This is a genomic window from Sphingomonas sp. JUb134 (genome assembly GCF_004341505.2).
Lineage (GTDB): Bacteria > Pseudomonadota > Alphaproteobacteria > Sphingomonadales > Sphingomonadaceae > Sphingomonas.
Window position 1 is genome coordinate 334,536 of record NZ_SLYP02000002.1, and the last position, 15,380, is coordinate 349,915.

The following is a 15,380-nucleotide window of genomic DNA, read 5'->3' on the forward strand; positions in this document are numbered from 1 at the left end:
CTGCCGCTGTCCATATGACAAACCTTGAGGTGCCCCCAGCTTCTGCCGTGGAACTGGCAAACCGCCCGGCTCGGGCTCGCTGCCTGATGGCCCACGTCAACAAGGTCCATTCTGTGCGAACCATCGGATTGGTCGCCCAGGAACTCGATAAGACCGAAGATGAGATTACTGTTCTCGCTCTCGGCATGGATATGGAAGATGGGCTGATCTGAGTCTACAGCCCCGAGCACGAAGGCGGCATCATGGCGTTCACCAACTGCGGCATCGAGAACCTCGAGACGCTGATCGCCGACCAGGAAATCGCCAAGAGATAACTTCCCCGCGGCCTTCGCCGTATGGCTACGATGAATCTTGCGATGTTTGGATTATTTGTGGCCGACAAGTTGCAAGGAAATTATAATAAAGGGCTGAAGAGGCGGGCAATATTTTCAGCGCACTTACGTGCCAGGCCACGGCACTCCCACATACATGTATTGATTTTATCGCTTTGTTGTAATCGATCGCGTTCGATTCGGCCAAGCGCAAGCGCTGCCGCCCGATCATAGAGCACAATGCTGATCTCGGAATTGAGCGCGAATGACCGAATGTCCACATTACACGATCCGACGACAGCCACTGTCTCGTCGATGCTCATGTGCTTGGCGTGAAGGAATCCCGACTTGAAAAGATGGATCGTGACACCGGCGTCGATGAGTTCAGAATAATAAGACTGCTGGGCGAGATGAACCAGGGGGTGATCTGAGTAGGCAGACAACAATAAACTCACCTCCACGCCTCTCCGTACGGCGATCTGCAATGCTTTCAATAAGGGGTCAGTAGGAATGAAATACGGCGTCGCGATCACGACGCGATTCCGCGCTGAGTGTATGAGGGCAACAAATAGCTCATCGACACCTCCCTGCTTGATGTCGGGACCACTCGGAAGAACCTGTCCAAGGCTCGTTCCCGCATCTTCTGCGGGCGGGTAAAGGTGGTGGTCAACAAGCTCCTGTTGCGTCTCGAGGAACCAATCGGCGACGAATACGGCCTGCAGTTCGCCGACTACCGGCCCACGCGCCCGGACCATGACCTCGCGGTTCGGCCAGCCGAACCCATGATCGGCGTCGATCACATTTTGAGACCCGATATAGCCTACGCGCCCGTCGATTACAGCGATCTTGCGATGGTTGCGCAGGTCGAAACGCGAGGAGCGACCAAGGATTCGAATGGGCAGAATTTCTTGCACTTCCACACCCGCCGGTTGGAGCTCGCGTCTGATGCGAGCCGCCCACCTGCGTGAGCCGATCGCGTCTACCAGCAGCCTGCACACCACGCCCCGACGCGCCGCATCACACAGAGCGGCCATCACCCGCCTGCCCGTTCGATCAGCGGCAAAGATGTAAAACAGAAGGTGAACGTGACGCTCGGCGCGCGCGATGTCATCGACGAGACGATCGATCGTCTCGTCATAGTCGGTGAGGAATTCGACCGCATTGCCATGTAACGGGGGCATCTGGCCAATCGAACTGACGAGCGACGCAGTCGATGCTACGTCTTGGGCGAGGGCGGCAGGTCGAGCGACCCGAGCGATGCTGGAGACGGACCGGTGCATGATCGGCCATAGCTGCGCTACCCGCAGGCGGCGCCACTGGGGGTGATATGGACGGCCGATTGCAAGATAGAACACGAGCCCGATCCACGGAGCCACAAAAAAGAGAAGCAGCCAGCTCTGAGTCGCGACTGGTGATCGTCGGAAGGGCACGACGATCAGTGCACCAAGCCGTATGGCCCATGGCGCCACGGAAAACAGCCACTCAAGAGCGATCGCGGGGGTCATCCGAAGGCGATTGGCCGACTGACGCCGCATGCGACGAAGACTTTCGGGAGCGGCCGCGCGGATGCGAAAGTGCTGCTCGGGCGGTAGCGCGCCTTACCGGTACGGCGTGCGCAGATTTCCAAAGCCGCTGAGTCGAGCGAGCGGCAACTCGAGTGGTTCATCGCAAAATTGTTTGGCCCATCGGCTTGCCATTCAAGGTGACGATCGGAGAAGCCGCGCATGTTGCTGCTCCAGTCCCATGAGCTTGTAGGTCCTTGCACGATTGCCTCTCTTCGCGACCGTTCTTGCGTGGCCAGTTAGCAGGTTCATTTCCCCACGAATGCATGTTCGGGCCGGTGAAAATGTCCCACTCTACGATATGCCCCATTCTGACCTGAGTCAGTAGGGAGCCGAACCGAAGTTGCGAGAAGAGGGCAATGAATTCAGGCAATGGCTGTTTTTCAAGGAAAAACGGGCAAGCGCAAGCTCGGATACTTGCGACGCTCCTACCTCGACGCGCGCGGCAAACTCTGACGCCATGCGCGCCGCCGCGGTTGAAGCCAGGTCGGGATGGCCGTGAGGGCAATAGAACGCGGACCGGGATGGTGATGCGTGGATAAGCCGCTTGTCAGGGGCGGCGTGACACGCGGCCACAGCGCGGCTGAGTCTGGAAGAGCGCCCGATACTTCCGCGGTAGTATCGGATCAGAAACTGCCCCGCGCTGCTCGCGGTAGATGCAGGATGACTCGGGTTCCAGCGCCAGGGTCGCTCTCGACCGCGATATCACCGCCAAATTGGGTCGCGAACCTTCGGGCCTGGCCCAACCCGAGACCGGTTCTCTTGAGCGACTGCCTCGTCGTGAAGAACGGATCGAGAACGCGGGTCAGAACGTCGGACGGGATTCCTTCACCGGAATCGATCATTTCAAGCCGAACGAAGTCGCCAGCTGCGCCTGCGCGGCTCGCCGTGCTTCGGAACGTGTTGTTGGCCCGCAGGACCAGCACGCCACCCCTTGGCATCGCGTCGGCGGCGTTAGCCAGGAGATTTGAGAGCGCAAACTGGAGATAATCGGGGAAGACGCGTACAGGCCAGAGATCACGTGCGATCTCTGTCCGAAAGTCCACGCTCTCCCCAAGGATTTCGCGGACCCGTGGTTGCATGTCTTGGATCACCGCTTCAACCGAAACCCGGTTGGTCGTCACGCCGCTACGGGCGCTGAGATCCGCTATATCGTCGGCCAGGGCGGCGGCATTCCGGATGGCGTGCTTCATGCCGCTCACGATGCGCGCCAGTTGCTGCGGATTCGGCCCACGCTCGATCGAGACCAGACCGGACGCGATTACCGCAAGCATTCTATCGAGGTCGTGCGCCATTCCACCCATCAGCATGTCAGGTTGGCCAACGAACGGATCGGTGGGGCTGCTCAAGATTGTCGTGATATCCATGACCACTCCTTCGGTCGCCAGGCCATGCTGGAGCATATCGCGGCCGGCGCCGACCGGGGGCTGAGCTAAATCAGTGCTGGCCCGGTCAGAGCGCTTACCGATGAAACTCGCTGCCGGCCGACGCGGACGAATGATCGGAAGCAGCAAAGTTGCGCCGAGAATTCATGCCTTGGCCGGCGAGACTAAGCAATCACGGATTGGCTATTAGTATGAAGCGAGTGGCCGTCGAGCTCGCGGTCGGAGTGCCAAGCATGTCGGCGGTTTCGCGATGATGTCATTCGAAAAGGAGTTAAAGGCCATGTCCATTCGTGATCTGATCCCCTGGAGCCGTCAGGAGAACAGGGTTCCTGCTCAGGTCAGCGCTGCGGGTGCTGCACGTGACCCGGTGTTGTCTCTGCAACGCGACGTAAACCGCCTGTTCGACGATCTTTTCCGTGGCTTTGGCGTACCCACGCTTGCTGGCGTCGACAGGGGACTCATTACCCCGAGCGTCGAGCTGGCCGAAACGGACAAGGAGATCCGCGTGACTGCGGAACTCCCCGGACTCGACGAATAGGACCTGGAAGTGATTGTCGAAGACGGCGTCTTGACGCTTCGTGGCGAGAAGAAGTCCGAGGTCGAGGACAAGGGCCGGGGCTATTCCGAACGCAGCTACGGGCGGTTCGAGCGCCGCATTGGCCTTCCCAAGGGGATCGAGCGGGACAAGGCAGGTGCCACGTTCAAGAACGGCGTTCTCACCATCACGGTGCCGAAGTCGGCGTCTGCCGCCGAGAGCACCCGTCGCATCGCCATCAATCCAGGGCAGGCATGACGGCGTCCGCCCGTGGGCTGCCTGCCCACGGGCGGAGCCATTGCTACCGCCTCGTGCGCGATCCAGATGGACAGCGGCAGGCAGGGCGGCAGCCTGGAGGGCTGTTATGCCGTCAGGCGGTTAGGATCGCAGCCGCAAGATGCTCCAGCGCGGTCGGATTCAGGATCTCCACATCCCTACCGCTCACCCGCGCATAATTGTGCCGCTGCAGTAGCGTGAAGGTCCGGGTTACCGTCTCGCTCGTCAGCCCCAGATGATCGCCGATATCCGCCCTGGACATGAGCAGGCGGGCGTTGCTGCGCCCGCCCAGTCTCTTCATCAGGTCGAGCAGGAAGAAGGCCAGACGCTCCGCGGCATTCGCCCGGCCGAGCATCAACCCGAAGCGGAGCGCCACATTGTGTGTGCGCAAAAGCGAGGAAGTGATCATAGCGTACAGGTGGGGATCCATGCACGACGGATTAACGAACACACTGCGAGGAATCTTGATGAGCGTGGTCGGGCACAGCGCCTGCGCAATCTCGCTCTGGATCTCGCCATGTTCGAACAGCATGACTTCTCTCGGCAGGATAAAACCGCTTATCCACCTGCGGCCATCTTCGGAAATGACGCCGCATTGCAGCATGCCAGAGACTACCTGATAAAGACCGTCCGCCTCGGGCCCCATCGGGAGCTCCTGGCGGTCCTTCAGCTCTAGCGTCTTGCCGTTGCGGCAACCGCTGAGGGTTGAAGCAGAAACGTCTCGCAGATGGTTTATCGCTGGACGGCGCGTGGGTTCATCAAGTCCAAGGCGATCCGCAAATGTCGATTTCCGACGTTGCGTATATTGCGAAAGCGCTTCCACCATTGGAACCTCCCTCATAGCTCTCCGCTAGACTGGACTGAGCATCCCTAAGTTCCCTTGTCAACGGCGGAGCAAAACCAGGCCAGCGGGGCGGAGTAAAAGCAGGCCACTTGAGGCGCGCGCTGACGATATGAAAAGGGCCCCGATCGGGGCCCTTTTCATATCGTTGCCGTCCTCGGCCTGATGGTCAGGAAGATAATATCTCACCGGTGTCCGGGTCGGACAGGGCACTGGCCTGGTTTTGCTCCGCCCCGCGACGTTTGCGTCCGGTGGACTGCTTGAGGCGATAGCTGTCGCCGTTCATGGTCAGGATGGTGGCATGGTGGGTGAGCCGGTCGAGCAGTGCGCCGGTCAGCCGCTCGGAGGCGAGCACCTGCGTCCAGTCCTCGAACGGCAGGTTGGAGGTGATGATGGTCGAGCCGCGCTCGTAGCGCTGCGACAGCACCTCGAAGAGCAGTTCGGCGCCGGTCGGGGACAACGGGACGTAGCCGAGTTCATCGACGACGAGCAGCTTCACGGCCGCCATCTCGCGTTGGAGCTTGAGCAGCCGTCGCTCGTCTCGCGCCTCCATCAACTGGTTCACCAGCGAGGCCGCGGTAGTGAAGGCGACTGTGAAGCCCTTCTGGCAAGCCGCCAGGCCGAGCGCGAGGGCTACATGCGTCTTGCCTGTCCCGCTGTTGCCGAGCGCAATGACGTTCTCGCGGCGCAGGATATATTCGCACCGTGCGAGCTCGACCACCATCATCTTGTTCAGGCTGGGGATGGCGGTGAACTCGAAGGTGTCGAAGCTCTTCACAGCCGGGAAACGGGCTGCGCGGATCCGTCGTTCGATGGTCCGGCGCTCGCGGTCGATGAGCTCCAACTCGATAAGCCGCAACAGGTAGCGCGTGTGGTCGACCCCGCCTTGCGCGCATTCGCGCGCGACCTTTTCGTACTCGCGCAGAACGGTTGGCAGTTTGAGTTGTTTGAGATGATGGGCGAGCAGCACCTGTGGCGTACCTGCGGTCGTGCCCACCGGCATGGCGTCCTTGTCCGTCATGCTGCCAGCACCGCATAGTCGGCCGCGCACGTCGTTTTGACGTCCATCTTGGGCACGTGCGGATACGCCGCTAAATCCAGGCGCGGCGGACGGCGCTCGATACGCGCCAGCGCGATGAGTTTTACCGCGTCAAAACCAGGTGCGCCCAACTGGACTGCCTCGGTCACGGCATCCGTGACGATGGGAAGCGGCATCGCCTCGAGCAGCCGCAGCACCTGGATGAACTCGCGTTTACCCTTGTTGCCCATCCGGGCCTCGAGCAGGTGGCGCAGATGCTGGAAGATGTCCGGCAGGTTCCAGTCCTGAAGGGCTGCCGCCTGGTCGAGCGCACCGGGCTTGGTCTCGATGAGCGCGAGATAGTGCAGTGGGTTGGAGACGAATACGCCTTCGTCGTAGCAACGCGCGTGCCGGGCAATCTCTTCGCCCGCGCATATGATGACGACCTCGTCGACGAACCCCTTCACCATCACGTCGCGGTAGCCGTACGCGGTCGGCACCGAATAGTCGTTGGTCCGGTAGCGCACCATCGCGGTCGACGACACGCGCGCCGCGCGTTTCTCGCATGGCTCCAGTGGTACGGACGGCAGCGTGCGCAATGCCGATACGTCTGCCGCCAGCCGCTCGGCAATGGTCTGCGCGTGCTGACCGGCATGCTCGCCCTGGCGCGTACGGCAGGACTCCTCGAACCTGGCGTTCAGGACATCGAAATTGGCAGCGACCGGCACGGGCACCATGAAGTTGTTGCGCGCAAACTTCACCAGCCCCTCGACCTTGCCTTTGTCGTTGCCTCGCGCTGGACGCGCAAAACGGTCCTGAAACAGGTAGTGGCTGACCAACTCGGTGAAGGCGCGTGTGCGCTCGCGCGTTCCATCGCCGCAGATCTTTGCCACGGCGATGGTTGTGTTGTCGTAGAGGATGGACAGCGGCACGCCCCCGAAGAACGCGAATGCCGACACGTGCCCGTCAAGAAACGCCTCGGTCGTCTCGCGCGGATACGCCTTGAAGAAGCAGGCATCCGACTGCGGCAGCGACATGCAGAAATAGTGGATCTTCATCCGCTCCCCGCCGACGACCGCGACCGCCTCGCCAAAGTCGACCTGTGCATGCCCCGGCGGGTGCGCCAGCGGCACGAAGGTCTCGCGCCCGCGGGCCCTGCACAGCCGCACATGGTCCTTCACCATCGTGTAGCCGCCCGTATAGCCATGCTCGTCGCGCAGCCGCTCAAAGATCCGCTTGGCCGTGTGCTGCTGCTTGCCCGGCGCCTCGCGGTCGGCTGCCAGGATTGCGTCGATAACCGGTAGCAGCGTCCCGAGCTTCGGCTTGGTCGGAGGTTTCGTCCGGCGGTATCCAGGAGGCGCCGAATACAGGCACATCTTGCGTACCGTATCCCGGTTCAGCCCGAACACCTCCGCCGCTTCCCGGCGACTATGCCCCTCGACAAATACAAACCGTCTGACCGCTGCGTAGCTCTCCACGACAAACATCCCCGCCGCTCCGCAAAGGGAGCAGCTTACCAACTGGCCGGATTTTACTCCGCCCCCGACGGCACTGCGCCGGCGGTCCTGTGGCCTGGTTTGTCACCGCCCTTCACATTCCCTGCACTATTTCCGTCGACTCATGGGGGGGACACCTCCCGACGGCATCGAGATGCCACAGTAGTGCTAGTCACCTGAATCTAAAGTTCGCCGCATAACGTACGGTCTGCGGCTTGGCAGAAGCGCTTTACGGAGGCGAGTATCTCGTCGGCGGACTTGGTCCATCGGTAGGGCTTCGGGTTCTCGTTGTGGCGCTCGATGAAGGCACGGATGTCCTGCTCGAGCTGATTGGTGGAGGTATGGACGCCGCGGCGCAGTTGCTTGCGGGTAAGTTCGGCAAACCAGCGCTCGACCTGGTTGATCCACGAAGCCGAAGTCGGCGTGAAATGCACATGATAGTGCGGCCTGCGGGCGAGCCAGGCCCGGACGAGCGCGGTTTTGTGGGTCGCGTAATTGTCCATGATGATGTGGACATCGAGATCGGGCGGCACCTGGGCGTCGATCTGCTTAAGGAAGTCCAGAAACTCGGCGGCGCGATGACGCTTGTAGCATTTGCCGATCACGAACCCCGAAGCGATGTCGAGCGCTGCGAACAGCGAGGTCGTGCCGTGACGGACGTAACTGTGAGTGCGCCGCTCGGGTACTCCTGGCATCATCGGCAGGACCGGCTGCTCTCGATCGAGCGCCTGGATCTGGCTCTTCTCGTCGACGCTGAGCACCAACGCGCGGTTAGGCGGGGAGAGATAGAGCCCGACAATGTCGCGGACCTTTTCCACGAACAGGGGATCGCTCGACAGCTTGAACGTCTCCGACCGATGCGGTTGCAGCCCAAAGGCCGACCAGATGCGCCGGATCGTCGTGTGGGAGAAGCCGGTCGCACCCGCCATCGAGCGTATCGACCAGTGGGTCGCGTCAGTTGGCGTGGAGCGGAGTGTGCGCTCGATCACGGCAGCAACCTGATCATCGTCGATCGTTCTCGGTCGTCCGGGCCGAGCCTCGTCCATCAGTCCCTCAACTCGGTCCTTCAGGAAGCGCCGTCGCCACTTACCGACTGTGTGCTCGTGCACGCCCAACTCAGCAGCGACAACCTTGCTCTGAATACCGTCCGCACAGCGAAGGATAATACGGCACCGCTCCGACATCGAGCGAGACACCCGCCGCCGGCGAACCTGCCGCTCCAGATAGTCCCGCTCCTCCGCCTCCAACACCAGAGGCATCGTCGGTCGGCCGCCCGCGTTCGCCATGCCAAGCTCCTCATCAGCGGAGCCAGCATACAATGCGACTTACTTCAGTTCCAGGTGACTAGGCGGTAAACTCATTAATCGGCTTGAGGTTTGCCTGCTTGTGTGATTCAGGCTCTCCATTGCGATAGAAGCTGGATGAGGCAGCGGCGAAACGAACTGACAGAGGGACTGTCAGGAATTTTGTGCGGGAGGCCATAGGATGGAATGGAAGGGACCATCGATATGGCAATCGACAAGGACGTTTTGGACCAGCTTCTGGCTGGTCGTGACCCGCAGGAGCTGTTTGCAAAGGACGGTCTGCTCGACGAGCTGAAGAAGGCGTTGTCGGAGCGGATGCTGTCGGCTGAGCTCGACGATCATCTGGAAAGCGAAGGCGCCGCAGGCACCATCAACCGGCGCAACGGGTCATCGAGGAAGACGATGCTGACGGGCACATCGAAGGTGACGCTGGACGTGCCACGCGACCGGGCGGGGACGTTCGACCCGAAGCTCATCGCCAAATACCAGCGCCGTTTCCCCGACTTCGACGACAAGATCGTCTCGATGTACGCGCGCGGGATGACGGTGCGCGAAATCCGCGGGCACCTCGAGGAGCTGTACGGGATCGACGTCTCGCCGGACCTGATCTCGACCGTCACCGATGCGGTGCTGGAGACGGTTGCCGAATGGCAGGGTCGGCCGCTCGACGCCTGCTATCCGCTGGTGTTTTTCGACGCGATCCGGGTGAAGATCCGCGACGAAGGGTTCGTCCGCAACAAGGCGGTCTACATCGCGCTGGGCATTCAGCCGGACGGGACCAAGGAGGTGCTCGGCATCTGGATCGAGCAGACCGAGGGGGCCAAATTCTGGCTGCGCGTCATGAACGAGCTCAGGAACCGCGGCGTCGCCGACATCCTGATCGCCGTCGTCGACGGCCTGAAGGGGTTCCCGGAGGCGATCAACGCTGTCTTCCCCGAGGCCATCGTCCAGACCTGCATCGTCCATCTGATCCGCAACAGCATGAGCTTTGCGTCCTGGAAGGAGCGCAAGTTCATCGCCCAGGCGTTGCGCGGCGTCTACCGTGCCGAGACGCCCGAGGCCGGCATGGCTGCGCTGGAGGCGTTCGAGGCAGGCCCCTGGGGCCAGAAACACCCGGCCATCGCCATAAGCTGGCGGCGACACTGGGACCAGGTGATCCCGTTCTTCGCCTTTCCCGAGGGCGTCCGCCGGATCATCTACACTACGAACGCCATCGAGGCCCTGAATTCGAAGGTTCGCCGTGCCGTCCGTACCCGCGGCCATTTCCCCGGTGACGATGCCGCGATGAAGCTGTTATATCTCGTGCTCAATCACGCGGCGGACGAATGGAAGCGCCCACCGCGCGAATGGGGTGAGGCCAAAAGTCAGTTCGCCGTAATCTTCGGTGAGCGCTTCGTCATCTAATGACGGTAACCGGCCTCCCGCACAAAATTCCTGACAGTCCCACTGACAGACACTAAATTCGATCATCGAGCCGCTGCTGCTGAACAAGCCGCGTGGGGTTGCCCGTGTAGATGATCGTTGGGTTCTGAACAGCATCCTCTGGCGGCTTCGGACCGGCTGCCCATGGGCCGAGGTGCCCGAGTGCTACGGCGACGACACCGTCGAACTCGGCCCTTAACGCGTCACTCCGCAAGAGCATCGTGATCGCCATCGAAGCAAGGAGTAGCGCATCCGCGATGTCATTCGGGACGACGCAGGCTTCGAGGCTCAGGGCGAGCAGAGCGAAAATACCATTGTCGGCTTCGCGTTTCCGCCTCCATCGCCTTGCATCGCCTTGCATCGGCGCGCCACGGGAACATGCATCCATCCCGGGTTACGCCGAGCGTGACGGAACTTTGCTCCTCAGTGCCCGAAGATGACCGTTCCGACGCATGGTTTGACCAGCTGAAAGCTGAGCTATGTCAGGACGGCAGGGGCGCGGGCCTGCAATTCCACGGCCGACCGGAGAATATTGATGCCCACATTGATCAGGACATCGGCAAAGATCGCAGTACCGCCGCCCGTGGCAGCCAAGTCGGAAGGCGGCGGGGCGCTTCAAGATTGGGCGTTCGGGCGGGTGGGCCGCGCCGGGGGAGTCCGTGCACCAGCCTTTACCAAGGCGTTCAAACACTCGCCTGCCTTCGAAGAGCAGAGGCCTTTGGCAGAATCGTGCTCCGCGGACCGGCGACGCAATGTGGACGGTCGATGTTTTTGTGGACTATGAACCTTGGGCCGCGATGCCTTTTCAAAGGAGTCGACTGATGAATCTGGTTCCTAAGCCAGAGTGGGGAAAGTATCTCGATCGGGTTTCCCGGGGCATGGTTGGGTTGCGAGCTGAGATTGAGGTCGCCTCGCTCGAACTCGGCGATCAGATCGAGGCGCAATACCTGCCGATTGCCGGCATCTTCTATGACCATAAGGACGACTTGGTGGGTGTGACGCTCGAGGGACTGGATCACATGATCCGCCACCCGCAATCGATCTACGTCGAAGAAAGCGGCGACGGCGTTGCGGCGATCGCCGTGATCGATGGCGACGGGACGAATCACCTCGTAAAGCTGAGGCGGCCGCTTGCGCTGCCCGCTCCCGACCAATGAACTCGTACCTTCAACAACCAAGGGGAAGATCATGAAACGCAGTTTTTTAGCCGCGACCGCGGCCTCGGCCCTCATTCTGACGGCGGGCTGTTCCAAGCAGGACGCCAACAACGAGGCCGCCACGAATGCCGCCACCGGGGCGGCCAGCGCCCCGGTGGCGGCGACGCCGGCCCCGCCCGTCGACCGCGCAGAACTGCTCCAGGACGCCGTTTCGGCGCTGCAGGAGACGCAGAATGCGCTTGCCGCGCTCGACAACAAGGACGGCAAAGCCGCGACCGCCGCGCTCGAGCGCGCCACCGGCAAGCTCGAAATCGTGCTCGCGCGCAACCCCAGCCTTGCTCTCGCTCCGGTCGATGTCAGTGTGATCAGCTACGACGTCCTGGGTTCTGTGGATGCCGTGAAGGCACTGCGGAAGTCGGCCGAGGAGGCGCTCGAAGATGGACGGTTGCAGGAGGCGCGCCATCTCATCGACGGGCTGGCGAGCGAAACCGTTGTTCGGACCAGTAATCTCCCGCTCGCGACCTACCCGGACGCGATCAAGGCCGCCGCGGCTCTCATCGCCCAAGGCAAGCTGGACGCAGCAAAGGCGGCGCTCGAAGCTGCGCTCGGCACGATCGTGATCCGCGACGTGATCCACCCGCTCCCGCTCATCCGGGCAAGCGCGGCGATCGAAGAGGCGCGCAACCTGGCTGCGAATGCCCAGCGCGGCGCCGGGGATGAGGCGAGAATCAAGCAACTTCTGAACACTGCGCGTGAACAGCTCCGGCTCGGTCAGGCGTTGGGCTATGCGACCAAGGACCAAATGAAGGAGCTGCTGAAAACGGTCGACGAGATCGAGGAGGGCACCAAGAACAAGGGCGCGGCAACGAGCATTTTCGACAAGATTCGCGATTTCTTCAAGAAAGCAACTCAATCGAGCCAGCCTGCTCAGAAGAAGTGAGTCAGCGCAATCTGACAACACTGCCAGTGCCGGCGCGCGCGGGTTCGATGTGGCTGCGGGTGGATAGCTACTGAGACCATAGGACGAGGAGTGCGGACTTTGCGATCCTGCAAAGTCCGCACTCCTCAAGCCCGACTGCCGAAGGACGGTTATATGATCGTTCATGCCCCTCGCTCGCCAAACGCATCGGGGTGGGATCCGGGGCGGGCCGAACGGATTGTCGGACGGGTTCGGCGATGGAATAGACGGAAGCCGAGGCGGACAATGCCGCGGTCCGCCGCACCGCAAATGACATGAGTCAGCCAGCCGGAGCGCTCTCCCGCTCACGGTCGCGTCTTGCCGGGCTGCGGAGGAGTGCGGGATTCGCAGGCGGGCCCACGCCGTGCGAGTGATGTTCGTCATCGATGCTTCCGATGGTGGCGATGCCTCCTCGGAGGGCCGCATTATGTCCGACCTGACCGTTCGAGCATCCAAGAGGAGGGCGACATGCCGGTCATACGATTGGAAACCAAAACGGTCGCCAAACCCTGGGGCCGATGGTCGACTGGACCCTGGTTCGATGACGTGGCCGCGCGTGAGGAGCCCGTCGGCGAGATCTGGTTCGAGCTGCCGCCGGGAAGCGGGCTTGATGACCCCGAGCTGCTGGTCAAGTACCTGTTCACGAGCAGACGGCTCTCGGTCCAGGTTCATCCTGACGACGCTACCGCGAAGGCGTATGGGCTCCCCCGGGGCAAGAGCGAAGCCTGGCAGATCCTCGAGGCCGAGCCGGGGGCGAGCGTCGCGCTGGGACTGCGGACATGGGTTACCAGGGAGCGGTTGCGCGCCGCGGCCAGGGATGGCTCGATCGTCGGCCTGCTCGACTGGAAGCCAGCGCGGGCGGGTGACTTCTGGTACGCGCCGGCAGGCACGATCCACGCCATAGGCGCCGGTCTCAGCCTGATCGAAATCCAGCAGAATGTGGACGTCACCTATCGGCTCTATGACTATGGTAGCAATCGCGAGCTCCATCTGGACGAGGCGGTGGAGGCTGCCCGCCCGGCGCCCTACGAGGCTCCATTCGCCCCATTCGAGTTGGCGCGGGGCAGGCGGGTGCTTGCCGCCGGAGGGCCGTTCGTGGTGGAACGCTGGGCCGACGCTTTTACCGGCATTCTGGCGCCGCGGCGAGGCGAGCCGGTTTGGCTGATACCCCTCCGGGGCGAAGCGGTCGTGGGATCGGAGCCGATTGAGCCCGGCGGCGTGTGGATCGTCGCTGGCGATGCCGGCGTCAACTTCACCGGCTCGTGCGATCTTCTCGTCGCCTATTCGGGCCGAGCGGTGCACGAGGCGCTCATCGGCTGATCTTGAAGTGGACCGGCAACCCTGAAGCGGGCTCCCGATCGAACCGAAAATGGCTTGTTGAAGTGAGCTAGATCAGTGCCGGACGGAGGTGCTGCGCATAGCGAAGCCGATGATCCCGCCTCGGTGGGTTTCTCCAAGGATGGGCCTTGAAATGCCTGCTAGCCCGGTTCGCTGCACCACAATCCTGACATTGCTTCTGGCCTGCGGGAATCCCGCGATTGCGCAAACTTCCACCCCTTCGTCTTCAAGCCCAACCGAAGGCCGCAGCGAGCAGTACAACGTACCGCCGCCGCCTGGCTACAAGCCGCCTCCTGGCCGGTTCGTGCAGTCGGATCGCGAGCGCGAGGAGGATGATCGCTACAGCCGCGAAGCCGAACGGTGGGCGGCAGAAAATTGCATAGCGGACCGTCGGAGCAACATCGCTGCAGGCGCGGTGATCGGCGGGCTGATTGGAGCGCTTGCCGGTTCAGGGCTCGCCGGTCGCTACGATAGAGCCCCGGCCACCGTCCTTGGCGCGGGTGCAGGCGCGGTCGCGGGCAGCGCCATCGCGAGGAACGCCAGCCCCGACTGTCCGCCCGGGTTCGTGGTCAAGGCAGCGCCCGAGCCTTTCTATCCGCCACCCGTCTATCCGCACGTCTATGTGGCGCCGCCGTGGTATGATCCCTGGGTATGGTACGGGGGCCACTGGATCTACAGGCCCTATCCCTATCACCGATACTGGTACAAGCGCCACTGGCGACGCCGCTAAGTGCCGGAGGAGCCGGAAGTCCTTGGTGTGCCCGAGCCGCTATGGCATGGGTTTGCCACTCCGGAGCATTTGGCCGAGAGCCTGGTCCGAGAGGTGTCGGGCATCATCACCGATCGTCTGGAAACGGAAGGCGCCGCCTTCGTCGCCTTTCCAGGTGGCCGGTCGCCTGTGCGCGCGTTCGAATTCCTTGCCCCGCGAGCGAGCGGGTGGCGTGGGGTCACGATCATCCCCACCGACGACCGCCTCGTGCCGCCGGGCGACCGGCTGTCCAACTATGGTCTGCTGGAGAGATGTTTCGCCGCGGGGCAAGCACAGCTCATCCCTCTCGCAAGACCACCATTCGATGATCCTGCCGCAGCGGCGGACGCAGCCGAGCTGAGGCTTTCGGACCTGGCTTGGCCGCTGGATCTGGTCTGGCTAGGGTTCGGTCTGGACGGGCATGTTGCCTCGCTCCTCCCGGGACCGGACCTTGCCGTTGCGATGCGTTATCCTGACTGGAGGCGCGTCGCCGGCATCAGGCCCGTGCCGCTTCCGGCCGAGGCGCCGGTGCCCAGAGTGACGTTGACGCTGAGCGCCATTCTCTCGGCAAAGCGACTGCTTATTTTCGGCAGCGGCCAGGACAAGCTGAAGGTCGTCGAACGGGCTCTGGAAGAGGGTGCGGAGTCGCAGATGCCGCTCGGCATCGTCTTAGCTAAAGCAAAGTGCCAGCCCGAACTATTCTGGAGCCGATAGCTTCGAACTTTGTCGCTGGATCGGCTCGCTTCGCGACGTCTCTCGGGCAGGGCCGACGCAGCAAGCTCTTTGCGAAGGGGCATGGGAGCGAAGGCTGGCAAACGCGTAGAAGATGCAGGAGCGAGCCCGCTCCTTCAGAGCACTGACAAAGATCAGCGTTTCGCCGAGCCGCCACGCTTAGCTTGCCCAGGTCTTTGGTGCTCGATCGGCTCGCCGGAAGGCTGGTCGAGCTGAACGACGGGAGATCCTGGATGCTGAGGCTCGTTTTCGTTCCCGCGTTGCTGCTGGCAGTCGCTTGCGATACGCGTAGTCACG

The 15,380-nt window shown here is 62.3% G+C and carries 13 protein-coding genes and 2 pseudogenes; 9 read left to right on the forward strand and 6 right to left on the reverse strand.

The genetic code is table 11. From position 1 onward, the window contains the following. The first annotated feature begins 47 nt into the window (after positions 1-47). Positions 48-212, forward strand: coding sequence for a hypothetical protein (locus tag EDF69_RS17905; RefSeq protein ID WP_204991462.1), 165 nt, complete (start codon positions 48-50; stop codon positions 210-212). A gap of 182 nt (positions 213-394) precedes the next feature. Here EDF69_RS17905 and cls read toward each other — a convergent pair whose 3' ends face one another. Then, positions 395-1,816 (reverse strand): cardiolipin synthase, encoded by a 1,422-nt coding sequence (gene cls / locus EDF69_RS17910; RefSeq protein ID WP_075153429.1) that lies wholly within the window; start codon positions 1,814-1,816, stop codon positions 395-397. Between the two features lie 683 nt (positions 1,817-2,499). Continuing rightward, the gene (locus tag EDF69_RS17915; RefSeq protein WP_204991463.1) at positions 2,500-3,240 is read right to left on the reverse strand and encodes a sensor histidine kinase; all 741 of its coding nucleotides are present in this window, start codon (positions 3,238-3,240) and stop codon (positions 2,500-2,502) included. Between the two features lie 298 nt (positions 3,241-3,538). On the opposite strand from EDF69_RS17915, the pseudogene EDF69_RS17920 reads away from it, so the two are divergent. Then, a pseudogene (locus EDF69_RS17920) lies at positions 3,539-4,051 on the forward strand (Hsp20/alpha crystallin family protein). 112 nt (positions 4,052-4,163) lie between these two features. On the opposite strand, the gene EDF69_RS17925 reads toward EDF69_RS17920, so the two are convergent. From EDF69_RS17925 to EDF69_RS17940, 4 genes are all read right to left on the reverse strand, one after another. Then, positions 4,164-4,895, reverse strand: coding sequence for a helix-turn-helix domain-containing protein (locus EDF69_RS17925; RefSeq protein WP_204991464.1), 732 nt, complete (start codon positions 4,893-4,895; stop codon positions 4,164-4,166). Between the two features lie 184 nt (positions 4,896-5,079). Then, the gene (gene istB / locus EDF69_RS17930) at positions 5,080-5,913 is read right to left on the reverse strand and encodes an IS21-like element helper ATPase IstB (RefSeq protein ID WP_204991410.1); all 834 of its coding nucleotides are present in this window, start codon (positions 5,911-5,913) and stop codon (positions 5,080-5,082) included. Between the two features lie 14 nt (positions 5,914-5,927). After that, on the reverse strand, positions 5,928-7,415 hold the full coding sequence (istA, locus tag EDF69_RS17935) for an IS21 family transposase (RefSeq protein WP_132884630.1): 1,488 nt from the start codon (positions 7,413-7,415) through the stop codon (positions 5,928-5,930). A 191-nt stretch (positions 7,416-7,606) separates the two neighbouring features. After that, entirely contained in the window at positions 7,607-8,710 is a 1,104-nt protein-coding gene (locus tag EDF69_RS17940) for an IS630 family transposase (protein ID WP_132884640.1), read from the reverse strand. Between the two features lie 222 nt (positions 8,711-8,932). On the opposite strand from EDF69_RS17940, the gene EDF69_RS17945 reads away from it, so the two are divergent. The 7 genes and pseudogenes from EDF69_RS17945 to EDF69_RS17975 all read left to right on the forward strand — a co-directional run bounded on the left by EDF69_RS17945 (position 8,933) and on the right by EDF69_RS17975 (position 15,065). Then, positions 8,933-10,132, forward strand: a complete 1,200-nt coding sequence (locus EDF69_RS17945; protein ID WP_062127390.1) for an IS256 family transposase — start codon at positions 8,933-8,935, stop codon at positions 10,130-10,132. 61 nt (positions 10,133-10,193) lie between these two features. Then, positions 10,194-10,331 (forward strand): annotated as a pseudogene (locus EDF69_RS17950) (transposase); the annotation flags it as partial. Between the two features lie 640 nt (positions 10,332-10,971). Further along, the gene (locus EDF69_RS17955) at positions 10,972-11,307 is read left to right on the forward strand and encodes a DUF5335 domain-containing protein (RefSeq protein ID WP_010339455.1); all 336 of its coding nucleotides are present in this window, start codon (positions 10,972-10,974) and stop codon (positions 11,305-11,307) included. Between the two features lie 31 nt (positions 11,308-11,338). Beyond that, positions 11,339-12,247 (forward strand): YfdX family protein, encoded by a 909-nt coding sequence (locus EDF69_RS17960; protein ID WP_047867079.1) that lies wholly within the window; start codon positions 11,339-11,341, stop codon positions 12,245-12,247. A 486-nt stretch (positions 12,248-12,733) separates the two neighbouring features. After that, the gene (locus EDF69_RS17965) at positions 12,734-13,585 is read left to right on the forward strand and encodes a class I mannose-6-phosphate isomerase (RefSeq protein ID WP_075153426.1); all 852 of its coding nucleotides are present in this window, start codon (positions 12,734-12,736) and stop codon (positions 13,583-13,585) included. Positions 13,586-13,907: 322 nt separating this feature from the next. Further along, the gene (locus EDF69_RS17970; protein WP_047867081.1) at positions 13,908-14,333 is read left to right on the forward strand and encodes a glycine zipper 2TM domain-containing protein; all 426 of its coding nucleotides are present in this window, start codon (positions 13,908-13,910) and stop codon (positions 14,331-14,333) included. Between the two features lie 69 nt (positions 14,334-14,402). Beyond that, entirely contained in the window at positions 14,403-15,065 is a 663-nt protein-coding gene (locus tag EDF69_RS17975) for a 6-phosphogluconolactonase (RefSeq protein ID WP_239556202.1), read from the forward strand. The last annotated feature ends 315 nt before the right edge of the window (positions 15,066-15,380 follow it).